Here is an 18,367-nt window from a genome sequence, read left to right as displayed (position 1 = left end):
GGTGGGCGGCGTCAGGCCGGGCGGGGAAGAGCATGGCGGTTCCGGTCGGCAAAAACCACTTGCGGCCCTCCTTAGGGTTCGAACATGCCCACGTCACTGCAGCTGCGGGAAGTAACTCCCGACACCTTCGAGTCCGCGATCGGCCTGCGGGTCCGCCCCGACCAGGAGCACCTGGTGGCACCCGTGGTGAAGTCCCTGGCCGAGGCGTATGTGCACCCCGGTGTCGCGTGGCCCCGGCTCATCTGTGACGGCGACGAGGTCGTCGGTTTCCTCATGGCCTTCTTCGAGATCGACTGGACCGGGAAGGGCACCGATTTCCGCTCCGGGCTCTGGCGGCTCAACATCGCGGCCGACCGGCAGGGCCGCGGCTACGGACGCTTCGCGGTGCGGTCCGTGGCGGCCGAGATCCGGCGCCGGGGCGGCACACGCCTGACGGTCACCTGGCATCCCGGAACTGACGGTCCGGAAGCCTTCTATCTGGGGCTCGGGTTCCGGCCGACCGGAGAGACCAGTGGGGGCCAGACGGTGGGGGTGCTTGAACTGGACTGACCTCTCGGGGCAGTTGTCAGCTCGGGGCAGTTGTCAGCCGAACCCGCCGTCGGCGTACCCCTCCAGCCCACGTCCGGCGGCTTGGTCGGTGGCGTCGATGATGAGCGCGTTGATCTGCATGGCCGATCCTCTCAGGACGGTCAGGCCACCGCCCGTCTCCGCGCCGAGCCGTCGGAGGTGTCGTGGTGGATCGGTGTCCGGGCGCCCGTCAGGGGGCGGCCCGTGCCGCCCTGGCGCGCCGCGACGATCTCCGCCGCGATGGACAGGGCCGTCTCCTCGGGTGTGCGGGCCCCGAGGTCGAGGCCGATGGGCGAGCGGAGCCGGGAGAGTTCGTCCTCGGTGACGCCCTCCTCACGCAGCCTGCGGTTGCGGTCCTCGTGCGTGCGGCGCGAACCCATCGCGCCGACGAACGCGACGGGCAGCCGCAGCGCCGCCGTGAGGAGCGGCACGTCGAACTTGGCGTCGTGGGTGAGGACGCACAGGACGGTGCGGCTGTCCGTGGCCGTGTCCCGGAGGTAGCGGTGCGGCCACTCGATCACGATGTCGTCGGCCTCCGGGAAGCGGGCCCGGGTGGCGAAGACGGGCCGGGCGTCGCAGACCGTCACGTGGTAGCCGAGGAACTTGCCCGCGCGGACCAGCGCCGCCGCGAAGTCGACGGCACCGAAGACGATCATGCGGGGTGGCGGCGTGCTCGACTCGACGAGGACCGTCACCTCGCTCCCGCAGTGCGCACCGCTCGCGGAGACGACGAACTCTCCGGTGCGGCCCGCGGCAAGGAGGGCACGGCTCTCCCCGACCGCGGTCCGGTCCAGCTCGCGGTGGCCGCCCAGGGTGCCTTCGTACGGTCCGGCCCGGCGCCCATCCGAACTGGCGGGGGTCACCAGGAGCGGTCTGCCGAGGAGTTCGGCCGGGCCCCTGAACACCCGGGCCAGGGCCGCCGCCCCGCCGCGCGCCGCGGCGGACAGGGCGGCGGCGAACACCGCCCTGTCCGGTGCGTCCGCGGCCACCGGGGCGACCAGGACCTCGATGACGCCTCCGCAGGTGAGGCCGACGGCGAAGGCGTCCTCGTCGCTGTAGCCGAACCGCTCGACGACGGCCTCGCCCTCCTGAAGGGCCTGGACGCACAGGTCGTAGACCGCCGCCTCCACGCAGCCGCCGGAGACCGAGCCGATCACGGTGCCTTCGCCGTCGACGGCCAGCGCGGCGCCGGGACCGCGCGGCGCGCTGCCCCCGACGCTCACGACCGTGGCGACGGCGAAGTCCCTGCCCTCCTCGACCCAGCGGTGCAGGTCATCGGCGATGTCAAGCACGCGTGGCGTCCCCGGACTCGGCCGCCGCCCGCAGCACGCGGTCGGGGCGGATGGGAAGCGCCCGGTGGCGGACGCCCGTCGCGTGCCAGACCGCGTTGGCGACCGCCGCCGCGGCGCCCACGATCCCGATCTCGCCGATGCCCTTGATGCCGACCGGGTCGTCGGCGTCCGGGTCGGCCACCCAGTCCGCCTCGATGTGCGGCACGTCGGCGTGTGTGGCGACGTGGTAGCCCGCGAGGTCGGGGCCCACGAGCCCGCCCGACGCCGCGTCCCTGACGGCCTCCTCGTGCAGCGCCATCGACAGGCCCCAGATCATGCCGCCGATCAGCTGGCTGCGCGCGGTCAGCGGGTTGACGATCCGGCCTGCGGCGAAGATGCCGAGCATGCGCCGCACCCGCACCTCGCCGCTGGTGACGTCCACGGCGACCTCGGCGAACTGGGCGCCGAAGGAGTGCCGTTCCTTCTGTGTGAGGGCGCCGATCGCGTCGCTGGTGTCCGAGCGTACGGTGATGCCTTCCGGCGGAATGTGCCCGCCGGGAACCAGCTTCTCCCGCAACCCGCGGGCGGCGAGGGTGATCGCCCAGCCCCAGGACCTGGTGCCCATGGAACCGCCCGCGATCATCGCGGGGCCGAAGTCGCTGTCGGCGATCCGTACGCGCACCCGGTCCGTCGCCACGTCGAGGGCGTCCGCGGCGATCAGGGTGAGCGCGGTCCGCGCGCCGGTGCCGACGTCCGCCGCGGTGATGCGCACGGTGTAGGTGCCGTCGGCCTCCGCCGTCACCGCCGCCGTACTGGGGGCGACGAGTACCGGGAAGGTGGCCGCGGCCGTGCCGGTGCCGAGCAGCCAGCGCCCCTCCCGGCGCAGCCCGGGTCGCGGATCGCGGTCCGCCCAGCCGAACCTGCGGGCGCCCTCCTCGTAGCACGTCAGCAGATTGCGGCTGCTGAACGGCAGCCCTGAGACGGGGCCGACGTCCGGTTCGTTGCGGACCCGCAGCGCGATGGGGTCCATGCCGCACTTCTCCGCGAGCTCGTCGAGCGCGGACTCCACCGCGAAGGAGCCGGGCGCCTCGCCCGGGGCACGCACATAGGTCGGTGTCGGCACGTCGAGGCGTACGAGACGGTTGACGGTGTGGTGCGCGTCGGCGGCGTACATCGAACGCCCGTACCCGGCGCTCGCCTCGACGAACTCGTACACGCTCGACGACAGGCTCTGCGCCTGGTGGTCGAAGGCGCGGAGCCGGCCGTCCGGGTCGGCGCCGAGCCGCATGCGCTGCGTGGTGGGGCTGCGGTAGCCGACGAGCGAGAAGAGCTGACGGCGGGTCAGTACGACGCGGACGGGCCGGTCGAGCACGGTGGCCGCCATCACGGCGAGGACCTGGTGGACCCGCAGCCCCTTGGACCCGAAGGCGCCGCCGACATGCTCGGAGACCACCCGCACCGAAGCCAGGTCGAGCGAGAACAGCTTCGCCAGCTCGTCCGCGACCCAGGTGCTGCCCTGGTTGGAGTCGACGACCTCCAGGCGCCCGCCGTCCCAGCGCGCCGTCGCCGCGTGCGGCTCCATCGCGCTGTGGTGCTCCTCGGGCGTGGTGTACTCGGCGTCCACGACGTGGGCGGACGCGGCGAGTTGGGCGTCCAGGTCGCCCTTTTCCGTACGGTTGTCAGCACCGTCCGGCGTGTACGTGCCCGGACGGTCGGCGGAGAAGGCGACGTCGTGCGGCTCCTGGTCGTACTGGACCACCAGCGCCTCGGCGGCCTCCCTGGCCTGTTCGGACGTCTCGGCGACGACCAGCGCCACCGGCCAGCCCACGAAGGGCACCCGGTCGTGCTGGAAGACCGCGACAACGGGGTCGGGCAGCCCCAGCATGCCCACGTAGTCCGCGTCGACCCGCGGCGCGTTCCCGTGGTGCAGCACGGCGAGGACGCCGGGCAGGGCGAGTACGGGCTCCACCTCTACCGAGCGGATCCGGCCGCGGGCGATCGTGGACGGCACGAGCCAGCCGTGGGCGAGGCCGGCGAAGGGGATCTCGCCCGCGTAGCGGGCCGCGCCGGTGACCTTGTCGCGGCCCTCGACGCGGGTGTGCGCGGTGCCGACGGCGCCCGTCACCGCGGTGGTTGCGGTGGTCGTGGTCATCGGGCGGCCTCCTCGGTGAGTTCGGTCAGCAGGGCCACGACGAGGTTGCGCGTCAGCGTCACCTTGTAGCCGTTGTGGGGCAGGGCGCGGGCGGCCGCCAGTTCGGCGTCGGCCGCGGCGGCGAACGCGGCGGCGCTCGCCGGACCGCCGGTCAGCGCGGCCTCGGCCGTCCGGGCCCGCCACGGCCGGGACGCGACCGCGCCGATGCCGATGCGCACGTCCTGTACGACGCCGTCGCGCACGTCGAGGGCCGCGGCGATCGAGCCGATGGCGAAGGCGTAGGAGGCGCGCTCGCGCACCTTGCGGTAGCGGGACACGGCCGCGACCGGGGCGGGCGGCAGGGTCACGCCGGTGATCAGCGCGCCGGACGGCAGGGCGGTCTCCAGGTGCGGCGTGTCGCCCACCGGCAGGTAGAAGTCGGCGATGGGCAACTCGCCCGGACCGGCCGCCGATTCGTAGTGGACGACGGCGTCGAAGGCGGCGAGGGCCACGCCCATGTCCGAGGGGTGGACGGCCACACAGTGCTCGGTGGCGCCGAGGATCGCGTGGTTGTGGTGCTCGCCCTCGACGGCGGAACAGCCCGTGCCGGGTGCGCGCTTGTTGCAGGGCTTGCTCAGGTCGGTGAAGTAGCCGCAGCGGGTGCGCTGGAGGAGGTTCCCGCCCACCGTCGCCATGTTGCGCAGCTGGCCCGAGGCGCCCGCGAGGACCGCTTGCGCCAACGCCGGGTAGCGGCGCCGCACTTCCGGGTGGGCGGCGAGGTCGCTGTTGGTGACGGTCGCGCCGACGCGCAGCCCGCCGTCCTCGGTGGTCTCGATGGTGTCCAGGGGCAGTTCGCGTACGTCGACCAGGAGCGCGGGTCGCTCGACGCCGGTCTTCATCAGGTCGACGAGGTTGGTGCCACCGCCGAGGTAGCGGGCGTCGGGGTCGGCGCCGAGCACGGCGACCGCACCCGGCACGTCGTACACCCGCTGGTAGCCGAAGTCCCTCATACCGCTTCCTCCTCGGCGCGCGCCGCCTTCGCGACGGCCTGCACGATCGACACATACGCGCCGCAGCGGCACAGGTTGCCGCTCATCCGCTCGCGGATCTCCTCGGCGGTGAGCTCGGGCACGCCCGCCTCGGGCCGCACGTCGGTGGTGGCGGCGCTCGGCCAGCCGTCGGCGTGCTCCTGGAGCGCGCCGAGGGCGGAACAGATCTGCCCCGGCGTGCAGTAGCCGCACTGGAAGCCGTCGAGGTCGAGGAAGGCCTGCTGCACGGGGTGCAGCCGGTCGCCGTCCGCGACCCCCTCGATCGTGGTGATGACACGCCCCTCGGCCGCGACGGCGAGTTGCAGACAGGAGACGGCGCGACGGCCGTCGATGAGCACTGTGCAGGCCCCGCACTGGCCTTGGTCACAGCCCTTCTTGGTACCGGTCAGATCGAGCCGCTCGCGCAGGGCGTCGAGCAGCGTGGTGCGGTGGTCGACGGACAGTGTGTGCTTCTCACCGTTGATGTTCAGGGTGACGGCACTGGACGTCGATGGAGCCATGAGCAGCCTTCTTTCGCGAATCGCGTCGAACGAGGCGGTCCCGGCGGGGAATTCGGGAGGAAATGGCGCTGTACAGGAAGAGGGCACTCGGCCGCTGCGGCGGCAGGGGTCCCCAGCAGCCGCGTATGCCGGTATGGTGAGCCTAAGCGGACAGATGTCCGTTAGTCATTGAACTTAGCGGACAGTTGTCCGCTCAGCAAGGCACAACCAGGCCGTGCTGCGTGAAAGCGGAAGGAGAGCGGTGGACCTGCACAAGAAATCGCCCCTGCGCTCGGACGCGCAGCGCAACCGGGAACGGATCCTCGACGTCGCCCTGGCGGAGCTGACGCGGTCGAGCGACGCGCCGCTCAGCGTGATCGCGAAGAAGGCGGGCGTCGGGCAGGGCACGTTCTACCGCAACTTCCCCAACCGCGAGTCGCTCGTCCTCGAGGTGTACCGCTACGAGGTCCAGCACGTCCGCGACGCCGCCTGCCAGTTGCTGGCGAGCCAGCCCCCCGACCGGGCCCTGCGGGAGTGGATGGACCGCCTCGTCCGGTTCGGCATGGCCAAGGCCGGTCTCGCCGACGCCATACGCAAGGCCACGAGCACGCTCACCAGCATGGCCGGGGTGGGCCCCGGACCGCTGACCGAGGCCATCGCGCTCCTGCTCAAGGCGAACGAGGACGCCGGGACGATCCGGCCGGGCGTGACCCCCGACGACTTCCTGCTCGCCATCGCCGGTCTCTGGCAGATCGATCCGCACAGCGACTGGGAGAGCCGGGCCGGGCGCCTCATGGACCTCGTCATGGACGGACTGCGGGCCGGCGCGCCGGGGCGCTGAGTCGGCGATCACTGATCACTGATCACTGCGAGGCGTGGAAGGTCACCGCGTCGTAGTGGGCCCGAGGGCTGTTCGTGGTGAGGGCCCAGTAGCGGTCGCCGTAGGACCAGTGCCACCACTCCGTGGGGTAGTTGACGAGGCCCACGGTGGCCAGGGCCGCCGTCAGGGTACGGCGATTGCGGCGGGCCGTGGAGGAGATGTCGTCGGCGTCGGTGTAGCAGTCGCCGCCGCTCTCCTCGGGGCCGGCGTTCACCGGTGTGCCGAGGTCGAGTTCGGTGCCGCTCGCGGTGCGCAGGGTGACGTCGACGGCGGCGCCCGCGACGTGCGGGGCCACTTCCGGCGGCGACAGCGAGCGGCTCGCCTGGCGGTGGAGGTGGTTCCCCGTCCAGTCGGGGTGGGCGCGTCTGAGTTCGGCCACGTACTCCTCGAAGTACTTGATCTGCAGGTCGATCGGCCGGTACCCCTCGGTGATCAGCAGGCGCAGGCCCTCGGGCAGCAGCCGGGCGGCGCGGGCGAGCCGCCACGCGACGCCCTCGCGCAGTTGGGCGTACGCACCGGCCGGGTCGGCGAGGCGGTCGTCGACGTCCACGAACGGCAGGTGGCGCAGGTCGATGAGGGGCTCACCGCAGTCGTGTACGGGGATGTCGACGACCCGGGGGCCGTTCATGAGGATGATCGGCGGCATGCTCGGCCCCTTCGGCCCACGCGACAGACGGCCCATACGGCCGACTGCTCGGTCGTATGGGCCGCGAGAGCAACAGTGGCCTCTCCCCCGTTAGATCCGCCGTTGCTGCCGGCCGCTGAACCGCCGACACGAAGACACTGCCGCAGTGCGCTGTAATTCCTCTGCAAATCCGCGCCAATCGGGCTGTCGGTACGGTCGGTACCGTCGGTACGGTCCGTTCAGATGCCGGGCTCGGTCAGCTCGCGTGCCTCGTACGCCGCGAAGACGCCCCGCGCCTCCGCCCGTAACGCGAGCGCGTCCGCCCGCTCGCCCGCCGCCTCCCGCGCCGCGGCGAGATCGCGGAGGGTACGGGCACAGGCCAGGGGCAGGTCCAGGGCCGCCCAGAGTCCGGCCGCCGCGGTGAGGCGCCGCGCGGCCTCGGCGACGCGCCCGTCGGCCAGCTCGCATTCGCCGAGCGTGCGCAGGGCGAGCGCCTCACCGAAGCGGTCGTGGTGGGCGCGACAGATGTCCAGGACGCGCCGCAGCTCGACGGCCGCTTCGTGCGTACGCCCGAGGCGCATCCGGCATTTGGCCCGGGCCTGCACCGCGTACGCCGACATCAGCTGGTCCCCGATGGCGGTGAGCAGGGCCACGGCCCGGTCGGCGAGCTGCTCGGCCTCGGCATAGGCGCCGAGCGACCGGTGCACCAGGCTCAGCGATCGCAGCGTGAGGGCCTCACCGCGTCGGCTGCCGAGTCTGCGGTAGGCCCGCAGCGACTCGTCGAGGAGGGTGAACGCCGCGTCGCGGTCGCCGAGTTCGAGGTGGACCGTGCCCGCGAAACGGCAGGAGAGTCCGAGCCCCGGGTCGTCGCCGAGCCCGCGGAAACCGTCGACGGCCCGCGTCAGGACGTCCAGCGCGGCACGCAGCCGTCCCGCCTCGCGCAGGGCGCTGCCGAGTCCGGCGAGGGCGGCGGCCCGCCCGCGGGCGTCCCCGAGGTCGGCGCAGATGCCGGCCGCCTGCCGGAAGTACTCCTGTGACTCACCGAACCGGTCCTGCTCATAACGGAGTTGTCCGAGCCCGATGAGCAGCAGGGCCTCACCGGAGCGGTCCTCGGCCCGCCGGGCGGCGGCCAGGGCGGCATCGTGGCTGCGCCACCAGGCCTCGAAGCGGTTGCCGACCGCGTACGCGGAGGAGCACAGGGCGGCCGCGGCCTCGCAGGCCAGGGTGTGCAGATCGAAGGACGCGGCCCGCTCCACGGCGGCGGCGAACGCGTCGGCCTCGGCCTCGAACCAGGCGGCCGGGTCGGCGAGCGCCCGCCGGGTGGCCTCGGGCCCGACCGGCCGCACGAGGCGGCGCAGGGCGCCGGAGCCCGCGCTCGCCGGGTCGCCCGAGTCCAGGAACCCGCGGTGCAGTTCGACCGCGCCGGACGGAATGGCGGACGCGACGCGGCCGGTGAGCCAGAGCCCGGCGCCGAGCGCCCTGCCGACGGCGGCGGACCGTTCGGCGGGGGTGTCCTCGGCCTCGGCGCGTTCGGCCGCGTAGACGCGTACGAGATCGTGCGGACGGTAGCGGGGCTGGCCCGCGCGGTCCACGAGCGTGCAGTGCAGCAGTTGGGCGTCGATGAGCTGCTCCACGACGCCCTCCGCGTCGGCTTCCGGCGCGTCGAGCAGCGCGGCGACGACCCAGGACGCGACGTCGGGCGCGGCGAGCAGGCCGAGGCGGCGCAGGGCGGTGCGGGCCGGGGCGTCGAGGGCGCGGTAGCTCAGGCCGAGGCCCGCCCGGACCTCCAGGTCGCCGACGGACAGTTCGTCCAGGCGGTGGTGCTCGTCGGCGAGGCGGTCGGCGAGCGTACGCGCCGACCAGTGACTGCGGGTCGCGAGGCGGGCTCCCGCGATGCGCAGCGCCAGGGGGAGGCCGCCGCACAGCTCGACGATGCGGCGGGCCGCCGCGGGGTCGTCGCTCACGCGCCGTTCACCCGCGACCCGGGCGAGCAGGTCGATGCCCGGCTCCGTGCCGAGCACGTCGAGATCGGTGCGGTGCGTGCAGGGCAGGGCGCCGAGGCGGGCACGCGCGGTGATCAGCACCCCGCAGCTGGCGCTGCCCGGCAGCACCGGCCGCACCTGCGACTCGCTGCCCGCGTCGTCGAGGACGAGCAGGACGCGGCGTCCCGCGACGAGGCTGCGGAACAGGTCCCTGCGCTCGGCGTCCCCTTCCGGCGGTTCGGCGCCCAGGGCGCGCAGCAGCCGGCCGAGCACCTCGCCGGGCGCCACGGGGTCGGTGGCGCCCCGGAGTTCGGCGTAGAGCTGGCCGTCGGGGTACGCGTCGGCGACCCGGTGCGCGGCGGTGACGCCGAGGACGGACTTGCCGACACCGCCGGGTCCGGAGATGACGACGACGGGAACGGCCTGCCGCGGGCCGGGCGCCGTGAGCGCGGCCCGCACCTCGCGCAGCTGCGCCTCGCGTCCGGTGAAGTCTCCGATGGCGGGTGGCAGGAGGGCCGGGGCGGGTGGCGGGCAGTCGACGGCCGTCGGGCCGATGTCGTGGGCGAAGGAGTGGGAGGCGAGGCCTTCGGACGCGGGGGCGGTGACGGTGCTGCGGGTGTGCGTGGTGCCGGGCTCACCGGTGGGGCCGGCGGGGGCGGGCGTGTTCGTGGCCCTTGGCGTCGATGAGGGCGTGCCCTGCGGAGCCGTGGGGAGCAGCGCCGCGTCCGCCCGCAGGATCGCCTCGTGCATCGATCTGAGGACCGGCCCCGGGTCGAGCCCCAGCTCCTCTGCGAGTACGTCGCGGCCCTCCCCGTAGACCGCGAGCGCGTCGGCCTGCCGCCCCAACCGGTAGAGGGAGAGCATCAGTTGGGCGCGCAGTCGCTCGCGGGTGGGGTGTGTGGCGACGAGGGCGGTGAGCTCGCCGACCAGCTCCGTCTCGCGGCCCGTCCGCGCGAGGTCCGCGGCGATCCGCTCCTCCAGAGCCGCCTGCCGGGCCTCCTCCAGCTGATCTGCCGTGGCGCGCAGCGTCTCGCCGATCCCCCCGAGGGCGGGGCCCCGCCACAGCGCCAGGGCGTCGGTGAGCAACCGGGCCGCCGCCCCGTGGTCCCCGGTGGCCGCCGCCTCCCGGCCCGCCGCGGAGAGCCGTTGGAACGCGGCGCGGTCGACGAGGTCGGCGTCCGCGTGGATCAGGTAGCCCGGCGGTCTTGTCTCGATGACGTCGGCGGGCAGGGCGCGGCGCAGTGCGGAGACGTACGACTGGATCAGGGATCTCGCCGTGTCCGGCGGCCTGTCCCCCCAGATCACGTCGACCAGCGCCTCGGCGGAGACCACCCGCCCCGGCTCCAGGAGCAGCGCGGCGAGCAGCGCCCGGGGCTTGGGCCCGCCGAGAGCGAGACGCCGACCCGCACGCCAGGCCTCGACCGGCCCGAGCAAGCGGAAGTGCATGGCCGTGTCCACGCCCAGCTCCATGGGTCCCTGCCCCGCACCGCCCCCGGTCCCCGACCGACTGGTCATGCTACGACGCGACGGCCTCGACTCGCCCTGCCGCAAGGGGAATCAGGCCAGCTCGACGGGTTGCCCGCGCGAGAGGAGCGAAGGCAGGGGCGGAGGCGTGCGGCGCACCGTGGCCAGAGGGTGCGGCGCGGGTGATTCGTGGCCGGTACTGGTACCGGCCGAGGTGACTGATGCCGCCTCGGCCGGTCAGAGGCCTACGCTTCGCTCGCCCTCAGCATGTCCTCGCGCTCGACGATCTTCACGCGCTCGCGGCCGTGCGGCTCGCCCAGCGCCTTCTCCGCGGCGTCGAGGCGGTACCAGCCGTCCCACGTGGTGAAGCGGACGTTGCGCTCGTGGAGGAAGGCGTCGACGGCCTCGGGCTCGGGCGAGGCCGGGGCGTGCAGGCGGCCGTTCGCGCGGTCGTCGAGCAGGCTCGCGACGGTCTCGTTGGCGTCGCCCTTGGTGTGGCCGATGAGACCGACCGGGCCGCGCCGGATCCACCCGGTGACGTAGGTCGACTGGAGGTGCTCGCCGCTCTCCTCGATCACGCGGCCCGCCTGGTCGGGAACCGTGCCGGACGCGACGTCCCAGGGCAGCTTCGGCAGTTCGTCGGAGAGGTAGCCCACCGCTCGGTAGACCGCTCCGAGGTCCCAGTCCTTGAACTCGCCCGTGCCCTTGACGTTGCCGGTGCCGTCCAGGGCGGTGCGCTCGGTGCGCAGGCCGACGACCTGGCCGTCCTCGCCGAGGATCTCGACCGGCGACTCGAAGAAGTGCAGGAACAGCTTGTGCGGCCGGTCGCCGACGTCGCGGATCGCCCAGTTCTCCAGGGTCTTGGCGACCATGTCGGCCTGCTTGTTGCCGCGCCGGGTCGCGATCGAGCCGTCGTCGTAGTCGATGTCCTCGGGGTCGACGATGACCTCGATGTTCGGCGAGTGGTCCAGCTCGCGCAGCTCCATCGGGCTGAACTTGGCCTGCGCGGGGCCGCGGCGCCCGAAGACGTGGACCTCCAGCGCCTTGTTGGCCTTGAGGCCCTCGTGCACGTTGGCCGGGATCTCGGTCGGCAGCAGCTCCTCCGCGGTCTTGGCGAGGATGCGCGCCACGTCGAGCGCGACGTTGCCGACGCCGAGGACGGCGACCTTCTCCGCCTCGAGCGGCCAGGTCCGCGGCACGTCCGGGTGCCCGTCGTACCAGGAGACGAAGTCCGCCGCACCGTACGAGCCGTCGAGCTCGATGCCCGGTATGCCGAGCGCGCGGTCGGCCGTGGCGCCCGTGGAGAAGATCACCGCGTCGTAGAAGGCGCGCAGGTCGTCCAGGCTGATGTCGCGCGGGTAGTCGACGTTGCCGAAGAGGCGGATCTGAGGCTTGTCGAGCACCTGGTGCAGGGCGGTGATGATGCCCTTGATCCGCGGGTGGTCCGGGGCCACGCCGTAACGGATCAGGCCGAAGGGCGCCGGCATCCGCTCGAAGAGGTCGATCGACACACCCGGCTCGATCGCCTCCGCGGACTTGAGCAGCGCGTCGGCGGCATAAATGCCGGCGGGGCCGGCTCCGACAATGGCTACCCGCAGAGGGCGAGGCATGTTCAGGTTCCCTTCGAGCGGTGAATGGAGTGACTCAAGGGAAAGCCTAAACTAAGGCAAGCCTAAGTAAGTAGGCGGGTCATCTTTATGACCCCATAAGGCTGACTTATGGGCGTGAGCGCGCCCCGGAGGCTTGAGGCATCTGACAGATCGCGGCACCGGCGCCACATCGGCTTCAGCCTGCGCGCCGTGGCGCGCACCCACGGCCGAGCCACCGTCGCCCGGCTCCGTTCCGACCTCCGCCATCTGGCACCTGACCTGCTGCGCCGGCACCTGCCCAGGATCGCCCCCGACGGGCTGCTCCGGCCGGGCCTGACCCTCGCGCCGGCCCGGTACGAGACCGCTGAACACGACGTGGGCCACCGCGGCACACGGCCCCTGCATCTCGTCGTCCGCACCCCGCCTGGGCCCGGGTGGTGGACATCGGGTAGCCGCCCGTCCGTCGAGTGTCCGGGCCGGCCCAGGTGGGCACCGACCCGGACTTACGTACGTACGGATCAGGCGACGTCGAACCGGTCCAGGTCCATGACCTTGGCCCAGGCCGCGACGAAGTCGGTCACGAACTTCTCCTTCGCGTCGTCGCTCGCGTACACCTCGGCGAGCGCGCGCAGCTCGGAGTTCGATCCGAAGACGAGGTCGGCGCGGCTGCCGGTCCACTTGACCTCGCCCGTGGCGCCGTCGCGGCCCTCGAACGTGTCCTGGGCCTCGGACGTCGACTTCCACGTCGTGCCCAGGTCGAGCAGGTTCACGAAGAAGTCGTTGGTCAGCGTCCCGGGGTTCGTGGTGAGGACGCCGAGCTTCGAGCCCTGGTGGTTCGCGCCCAGGACGCGCAGGCCGCCCACAAGGACGGTCAGCTCGGGGGCGCTCAGGGTCAGCAGGTTCGCCTTGTCGAGCAGCAGGTACTCGGCGGGAAGACGGTTGCCCTTGCCGACGAAGTTGCGGAACCCGTCCGCCGCAGGCTCGATCGCGGCGAACGACTCCACATCGGTCTGCTCCTGCGACGCGTCGACGCGGCCCGGCGTGAAGGGCACCTCGACGGCGAAGCCGGCGTCCTTGGCGGCCTGCTCGACGGCCGCGCCGCCCGCGAGCACGATCAGGTCCGCGAGCGAGACCTTCTTGCCGTCGGTGCGGGCCGAGTTGAAGGACTCCTGGATGGCCTGAAGGGAGCTCAGGACCGTCGCCAGCTGGTCGGGGTTGTTGACCTCCCAGCCGCGCTGCGGCTCCAGGCGGATGCGGGCGCCGTTGGCGCCGCCGCGCTTGTCGCTGCCGCGGAAGGACGAGGCCGCCGCCCACGCGGTGGACACCAGCTGGGACACCGAGAGGTCCGAGTCGAGGACCTGCGCCTTGAGGGCGGCGATCTCCTCGGCACCGATGCCCTCGTACGTCACCTCGGGCAGCGGGTCCTGCCACAGCTGCGTCTCGCTCGGGACCTCCGGGCCGAGGTAGCGCACGACCGGGCCCATGTCACGGTGGGTCAGCTTGAACCAGGCCCGGGCGAAGGCGTCCGCGAACGCCTGCGGGTCCTCCTTGAAGCGGCGCGAGATCGGCTCGTAGACCGGGTCGAGGCGCAGCGAGAGGTCGGTCGTCAGCATCGTCGGGGCGTGGGTCTTCGACGCGTCGAACGCGTCCGGCACGGTGCCCGCGCCCGCGCCGTCCTTCGGCCGCCACTGGAAGGCGCCCGCGGGGCTCTTGAACAGCTCCCACTCGTAGCCGAAGAGGATCTCGAAGAAGCTGTTGTCCCAGGCGGTGGGGGTGTCGGTCCAGATGCCCTCGAGACCGCTGGTGATCGCGTCGGCGCCGACGCCGGTGCCGTGCGTGCTCTGCCAGCCGAGGCCCATCTGCTCCATCGGGGCGGCCTCGGGGTCGTCGCCGACCGCGTCGGCCGGGCCCGCGCCGTGGGTCTTGCCGAAGGTGTGGCCGCCCGCGATCAGGGCGACCGTCTCCTCGTCGTTCATCGCCATCCGGCGGAAGGTCTCACGGATGTCGCGGGCCGCGGCGATCGGGTCCGGAGTGCCGTTCGGGCCTTCGGGGTTGACGTAGATGAGGCCCATCTGGACCGCGCCGAGGGGGTTTTCGAGGTCGCGGTCGCCGGTGTAGCGCTCGTCGCCGAGCCAGGTGGTCTCCGGGCCCCAGTAGACGTCCTCGTCGGGCTCCCACACGTCGGCACGCCCGCCGCCGAAGCCGAAGGTCTGCAAGCCCATCGACTCCAGGGCCACGTTGCCGGTGAGGACCAGGAGGTCGGCCCAGGAGAGCGACTGGCCGTACTTCTTCTTGACCGGCCACAGCAGTCGGCGGGCCTTGTCAAGGCTGGCGTTGTCCGGCCAGCTGTTGAGCGGGGCGAAGCGCTGCTGTCCGGCCCCGGCGCCGCCGCGACCGTCGCTGATCCGGTAGGTGCCGGCGCTGTGCCAGGCCATGCGGATCATGAACGGGCCGTAGTTGCCGAAGTCGGCGGGCCACCAGTCCTGGGAGGTCGTCAGGACCTCGGCGATGTCCCGCTTCACGGCCGGGAGGTCCAGGGACTCGAAGGCCTCGGCGTAGTCGAACTCCTCGCCGAGCGGGTTGGCGACGGCGGGGTTCTTGGCGAGGATCTTCAGGTTGAGCCGTTCCGGCCACCACTGCCGGTTCCCGCCGCCCTGTGTCGGGTGTGCCGCGCGCGCGACAGGGCAACCGCTCCCTGTCTCCTCCGGCTTGGGGTCGGTGACGATCGCGTCGTGGTTCTCAGTCATGGGAATCCTTCCGGAGGGGGCGGATCACGGTGCTCAAGAGCTGAGGGTGGTGGAACAGTCGGGGGCACAGGTCCGACCGACCGCGCGCGACGCGTGCGGTCTGCGAGCCGTGGATCCGGACGCCGGGCCGGGAGGGCCCGTCTCCTGAAGTCACGTGTAGTTCCCTGCTGTTGCCCTGTCCCTTGGCTGTCAGCCGGAACCGATCCTACGATGGACTTAATCCAAGTCAATATGCCAGACAAGTCAATACGGCGGACAGGACAGTACGGCGGACAGGACAGTACGACGGACAGGCGCGGGCGCAGTCAATCGTCGGGACTATGCACAGTTAGGGCTGGTGCTCATGAGTGACCTGCTGCATCGACTTCGTGGCCGCGGCTGGCGGATGACCGCCCAGCGTCGTGTGGTCGCCGAGGTGCTCTCCGGCGACCACGTCCACCTCACCGCCGACGAGGTGCTCGCCCGGGCCACGCTCCGGCTGCCGGAGATCTCGCGCGCCACCGTCTACAACACCCTCGGCGAGCTGGTCGCGCTCGGCGAGGTGGCCGAGGTGGCCACGGACGGCCGCGCCAAACGCTACGACCCGAACGCCCACCACCCCCACCAGCACCTGGTGTGCTCGGACTGCGGCGCCATCCGCGACGTGCGCCCCGACGGCGACCCGCTGGCCGACCTGCCGCCCTCCGAGCGGTACGGCTTCACCGTCGCCGCCGCCGAGGTCACCTTCCGGGGCCGGTGCCCCGACTGCACCGGCACCTGACCGCTCGGCTCACGCGGTGCGCATCCCGGCGGCGAGCGTGGCGCCGTCGGCGGGGTCGATCAGGAGGAAGGATCCGGTGCGCCGGGAGTCGGCGTAGGAGTCCAGCGCGATCGGTTCGGCGGTGCGGACCCTGACCCGGCCGATGTCGTTGGCGACGAGCCGGCCGGGGGCGGGGTGCTGGGAGAGGTCCTCCAGGGTCAGCCGCGACGGGATCTCTCTGACGATGGCCTTGATGGTGCGGGTGGTGTGCTTGAGCAGCACCCGCTGGCCGACGGTGAGGGGCGTGTCGGCGACGTGGCAGACCGTGGCCTCGACGTCCTGGCTGAGGGCGGGGGTTCCGTCGGAGGGCACCAGGAGGTCGCCGCGGGAGACGTCGATGTCGTCCTCCAGGAGGAGGGTGACCGACTGGGGTGACCACGCGACGTCGACGGCGGTGCCGAGCAGGTCGATGCCCTTGACGGTGGAGGTGCGTCCGGAGGGCAGGACCGTCACGGACTCGCCGACGCGGAAGGTGCCGACGGCGATCTGTCCGGCGTAGCCGCGGTAGTCGGGGTGTTCGGCGGTCTGCGGGCGGATGACGTACTGCACGGGGAAGCGGGCCCGGCAGCCGTCCGGGTCGTGGCCGACCGGAACGGTCTCCAGGTGCTCCAGGACCGTCGGCCCGCAGTACCAGTCCATGTGCGCGGAAGGGTCGACCACGTTGTCGCCGGCGAGGGCGGAGACGGGGATGGCGGTGACCTCGGGTATGCCGAGCTCGGTGGCGTACGCGGTGAACTCCTCGGCGATCTTCGCGAAGGCGGGCTCGGCGTAGTCGACCAGGTCCATCTTGTTCACCGCGAGAACCACGTGGGGAACGCGGAGCAGGGCGGCGACGGCGGCGTGGCGGCGGGTCTGCTCGACCACCCCGTTGCGCGCGTCGACCAGGATGACGGTCAGTTCGGCGGTGGAGGCGCCGGTGACCATGTTGCGGGTGTACTGCACGTGGCCGGGGGTGTCGGCGAGGATGAACCGGCGCCGGGCGGTGGCGAAATAGCGGTAGGCCACGTCGATGGTGATGCCCTGCTCGCGCTCGGCCCGCAGCCCGTCGGTCAGGAGGGCCAGGTCGGGTTCGGCGGCGCCCCGGCTGCGCGAGGCCCGCTCGACGGCCTCCAGCTGGTCGGTCAGGATCGACTTGGAGTCGTGAAGGAGGCGCCCCACCAAGGTCGACTTGCCGTCGTCGACCGAACCGGCCGTGGCGAGGCGCAGTGTTCCGGCGGCGGAACCGGTGTCGGCGTCCGTGCGGGTGCTGGTGCCGGTCCCGGTACTCGTACCGATTCCAGTGCTGGTGCTGGTGGTCATGTTTAGAAGTACCCCTCGCGCTTGCGGTCTTCCATCGCGGCCTCGGACAGCTTGTCGTCGGCGCGGGTCGCGCCTCGTTCGGTCAGCCGGGAGGCGGCGATCTCGGCGATGACCTGCTCCAGGTCCGTCGCGCCGGAGTCGACGGCGCCTGTGCAGGACATGTCGCCCACCGTGCGGTAGCGCACCAGGCGCTTCTCGACCGGCTCGTCGTCGCGAGGCCCGCCCCACTCCCCGGCGGTCAGCCACATCCCCGCGCGCCGGAACACCTCCCGCTCGTGCGCGAAGTAGATGCCGGGCAGGTCGATGTCCTCGCGGGCGATGTACTGCCAGACGTCCAGCTCGGTCCAGTTGGAGAGCGGGAAGACGCGGACGTGCTCACCGGGGGCGTGGCGGCCGTTGTAGAGCTGCCACAGCTCGGGACGCTGACGGCGCGGGTCCCACTGCGAGAACTCGTCGCGCAGGGAGAACACCCGCTCCTTGGCGCGGGCCTTCTCCTCGTCACGGCGTCCGCCGCCGAAGACCGCGTCGAACCGCTCGCTCTGGATCTTCTCCGTCAGGGGCACGGTCTGCAGCGGATTGCGCGTCCCGTCGGGGCGTTCACGCAGCTTGCCCGCGTCGATGTACTCCTGCACCGAGGCCACGTACAGCCGAAGGCCGTGCTCGGCCACCACGCGGTCGCGGTACTCGATCGCCTCGGAGAAATTGTGCCCGGTGTCGACGTGCAGGAGCGAGAAGGGGATCGCCGCGGGGGCGAACGCCTTCAGCGCCAGATGCAGCATGACGATCGAGTCCTTGCCGCCCGAGAAGAGGATCACCGGGTTCTCGAACTCCCCCGCCACCTCACGGAAGATGTGCACCGCCTCGGACTCCAGGGCGTCCAGGTGGCTCAGCACGTACGGGCTTTCGGTCACGTGTGGCAGTGAAGGCACGCTGATCGTCATGCCAGACCCCTTTCGACGAGCAGCGCGTACAGCGCGGCTGCGGACTCCTGCTCGGTCTGCCGCTGCGACTCGATCCGCAGATCCGGCGACTCGGGCTCCTCGTACGGGTCGTCGATCCCGGTCAGGCCGGAGATCTCGCCCGCGGCCTGCTTGGCGTACAGGCCCTTCACATCGCGTTCGGAGCAGACCGCCACCGGAGTGGCGACGTGCACCTCCAGGTATACGGTGCCCTCGCTCCGGTGCCGTTCGCGCACCGCCTCCCGGCTGTCCGCGTAGGGCGCGATGACCGGCACGAGGACCGTCACGCCGTGGGAGGCGAGCAGTTCGGCGACGAAGCCGATGCGCAGCACGTTGGTGTGCCGGTCGGTGCGCGAGAAGCCGAGGCCCGCCGAGAGGAACGCGCGGATCTCGTCCCCGTCGAGCACCTCGACCCGGTGGTCCTCGCCTCGCAGGCGCTCGGCCAGCGCGTGAGCGATCGTGGTCTTCCCGGCGCTCGGCAGACCGGTCAGCCACACGGTCCCGCCGCTGGCGGTGGTGGGCATGC

14 protein-coding genes and 1 pseudogene are annotated in these 18,367 nt (G+C 72.4%); 4 read left to right on the top strand and 11 right to left on the bottom strand.

The window, feature by feature from the left end; genetic code table 11:
* Positions 1–84 precede the first annotated feature (84 nt).
* Positions 85–549: a GNAT family N-acetyltransferase gene (locus ABZ953_RS06280; RefSeq protein WP_361717558.1), complete on the top strand. Its 465-nt coding sequence runs from the start codon at positions 85–87 to the stop codon at positions 547–549.
* Between the two features lie 140 nt (positions 550–689).
* Here the strand turns inward: ABZ953_RS06280 and ABZ953_RS06275 are convergent, their stop codons facing one another.
* From ABZ953_RS06275 to ABZ953_RS06260, 4 genes are read right to left on the bottom strand one after another with little or no spacing between them, the layout of a single operon-like run.
* Complete coding sequence (locus ABZ953_RS06275) at positions 690–1,859, bottom strand: XdhC/CoxI family protein (protein ID WP_361717555.1); 1,170 nt, start codon at positions 1,857–1,859, stop codon at positions 690–692.
* Positions 1,852–3,990 carry a xanthine dehydrogenase family protein molybdopterin-binding subunit gene (locus tag ABZ953_RS06270; RefSeq protein WP_361717552.1) on the bottom strand — a complete coding sequence of 713 codons (2,139 nt, stop codon included), beginning with the start codon at positions 3,988–3,990 and terminating at the stop codon, positions 1,852–1,854. The genes ABZ953_RS06275 and ABZ953_RS06270 overlap by 8 nt, the downstream gene beginning before the upstream one ends.
* Positions 3,987–4,979: a xanthine dehydrogenase family protein subunit M gene (locus tag ABZ953_RS06265; protein ID WP_361717550.1), complete on the bottom strand. Its 993-nt coding sequence runs from the start codon at positions 4,977–4,979 to the stop codon at positions 3,987–3,989. The genes ABZ953_RS06270 and ABZ953_RS06265 overlap by 4 nt, the downstream gene beginning before the upstream one ends.
* The gene (locus tag ABZ953_RS06260) at positions 4,976–5,518 is read right to left on the bottom strand and encodes a 2Fe-2S iron-sulfur cluster-binding protein (protein WP_361717547.1); all 543 of its coding nucleotides are present in this window, start codon (positions 5,516–5,518) and stop codon (positions 4,976–4,978) included. The genes ABZ953_RS06265 and ABZ953_RS06260 overlap by 4 nt, the downstream gene beginning before the upstream one ends.
* A 247-nt stretch (positions 5,519–5,765) precedes the next feature.
* On the opposite strand from ABZ953_RS06260, the gene ABZ953_RS06255 reads away from it, so the two are divergent.
* Positions 5,766–6,338 (top strand): TetR/AcrR family transcriptional regulator, encoded by a 573-nt coding sequence (locus ABZ953_RS06255; protein ID WP_361718249.1) that lies wholly within the window; start codon positions 5,766–5,768, stop codon positions 6,336–6,338.
* Between the two features lie 22 nt (positions 6,339–6,360).
* Here ABZ953_RS06255 and ABZ953_RS06250 read toward each other — a convergent pair whose 3' ends face one another.
* The 3 genes from ABZ953_RS06250 to ABZ953_RS06240 all read right to left on the bottom strand — a co-directional run bounded on the left by ABZ953_RS06250 (position 6,361) and on the right by ABZ953_RS06240 (position 12,058).
* The gene (locus ABZ953_RS06250; protein ID WP_361717544.1) at positions 6,361–7,023 is read right to left on the bottom strand and encodes a M15 family metallopeptidase; all 663 of its coding nucleotides are present in this window, start codon (positions 7,021–7,023) and stop codon (positions 6,361–6,363) included.
* A gap of 218 nt (positions 7,024–7,241) precedes the next feature.
* Positions 7,242–10,499, bottom strand: coding sequence for a BTAD domain-containing putative transcriptional regulator (locus tag ABZ953_RS06245; protein ID WP_361717541.1), 3,258 nt, complete (start codon positions 10,497–10,499; stop codon positions 7,242–7,244).
* Between the two features lie 194 nt (positions 10,500–10,693).
* The gene (locus ABZ953_RS06240; RefSeq protein WP_361717539.1) at positions 10,694–12,058 is read right to left on the bottom strand and encodes an FAD-dependent oxidoreductase; all 1,365 of its coding nucleotides are present in this window, start codon (positions 12,056–12,058) and stop codon (positions 10,694–10,696) included.
* 177 nt (positions 12,059–12,235) lie between these two features.
* Between ABZ953_RS06240 and ABZ953_RS06235 the strand changes: the two are divergent.
* Positions 12,236–12,502, top strand: a pseudogene (locus ABZ953_RS06235) (hypothetical protein); the annotation flags it as partial.
* A gap of 53 nt (positions 12,503–12,555) precedes the next feature.
* Here ABZ953_RS06235 and katG read toward each other — a convergent pair.
* Positions 12,556–14,784 (bottom strand): catalase/peroxidase HPI, encoded by a 2,229-nt coding sequence (gene katG / locus ABZ953_RS06230; RefSeq protein WP_361717536.1) that lies wholly within the window; start codon positions 14,782–14,784, stop codon positions 12,556–12,558.
* 343 nt (positions 14,785–15,127) lie between these two features.
* On the opposite strand from katG, the gene ABZ953_RS06225 reads away from it, so the two are divergent.
* Positions 15,128–15,544: a Fur family transcriptional regulator gene (locus tag ABZ953_RS06225; RefSeq protein WP_361717534.1), complete on the top strand. Its 417-nt coding sequence runs from the start codon at positions 15,128–15,130 to the stop codon at positions 15,542–15,544.
* Positions 15,545–15,553: 9 nt separating this feature from the next.
* Here the strand turns inward: ABZ953_RS06225 and ABZ953_RS06220 are convergent, their stop codons facing one another.
* From ABZ953_RS06220 to cysC, 3 genes are read right to left on the bottom strand one after another with little or no spacing between them, the layout of a single operon-like run.
* Complete coding sequence (locus ABZ953_RS06220) at positions 15,554–16,882, bottom strand: GTP-binding protein (protein WP_361717531.1); 1,329 nt, start codon at positions 16,880–16,882, stop codon at positions 15,554–15,556.
* Positions 16,883–16,884: 2 nt separating this feature from the next.
* Complete coding sequence (cysD, locus tag ABZ953_RS06215) at positions 16,885–17,823, bottom strand: sulfate adenylyltransferase subunit CysD (protein WP_361717528.1); 939 nt, start codon at positions 17,821–17,823, stop codon at positions 16,885–16,887.
* Positions 17,820–18,365 (bottom strand): adenylyl-sulfate kinase, encoded by a 546-nt coding sequence (gene cysC, locus ABZ953_RS06210; RefSeq protein ID WP_361717525.1) that lies wholly within the window; start codon positions 18,363–18,365, stop codon positions 17,820–17,822. Before cysC ends, cysD begins: the two co-directional genes overlap by 4 nt.
* Positions 18,366–18,367 lie beyond the last annotated feature (2 nt).

The sequence above is a fragment of the Streptomyces sp. NPDC046465 genome (assembly GCF_040646035.1).
Classification (GTDB): Bacteria; Actinomycetota; Actinomycetes; order Streptomycetales; family Streptomycetaceae; genus Streptomyces.
The sequence above is the reverse complement of the archived record's forward strand: the minus strand, read 5'-3'. Positions and strand labels throughout refer to the sequence as shown.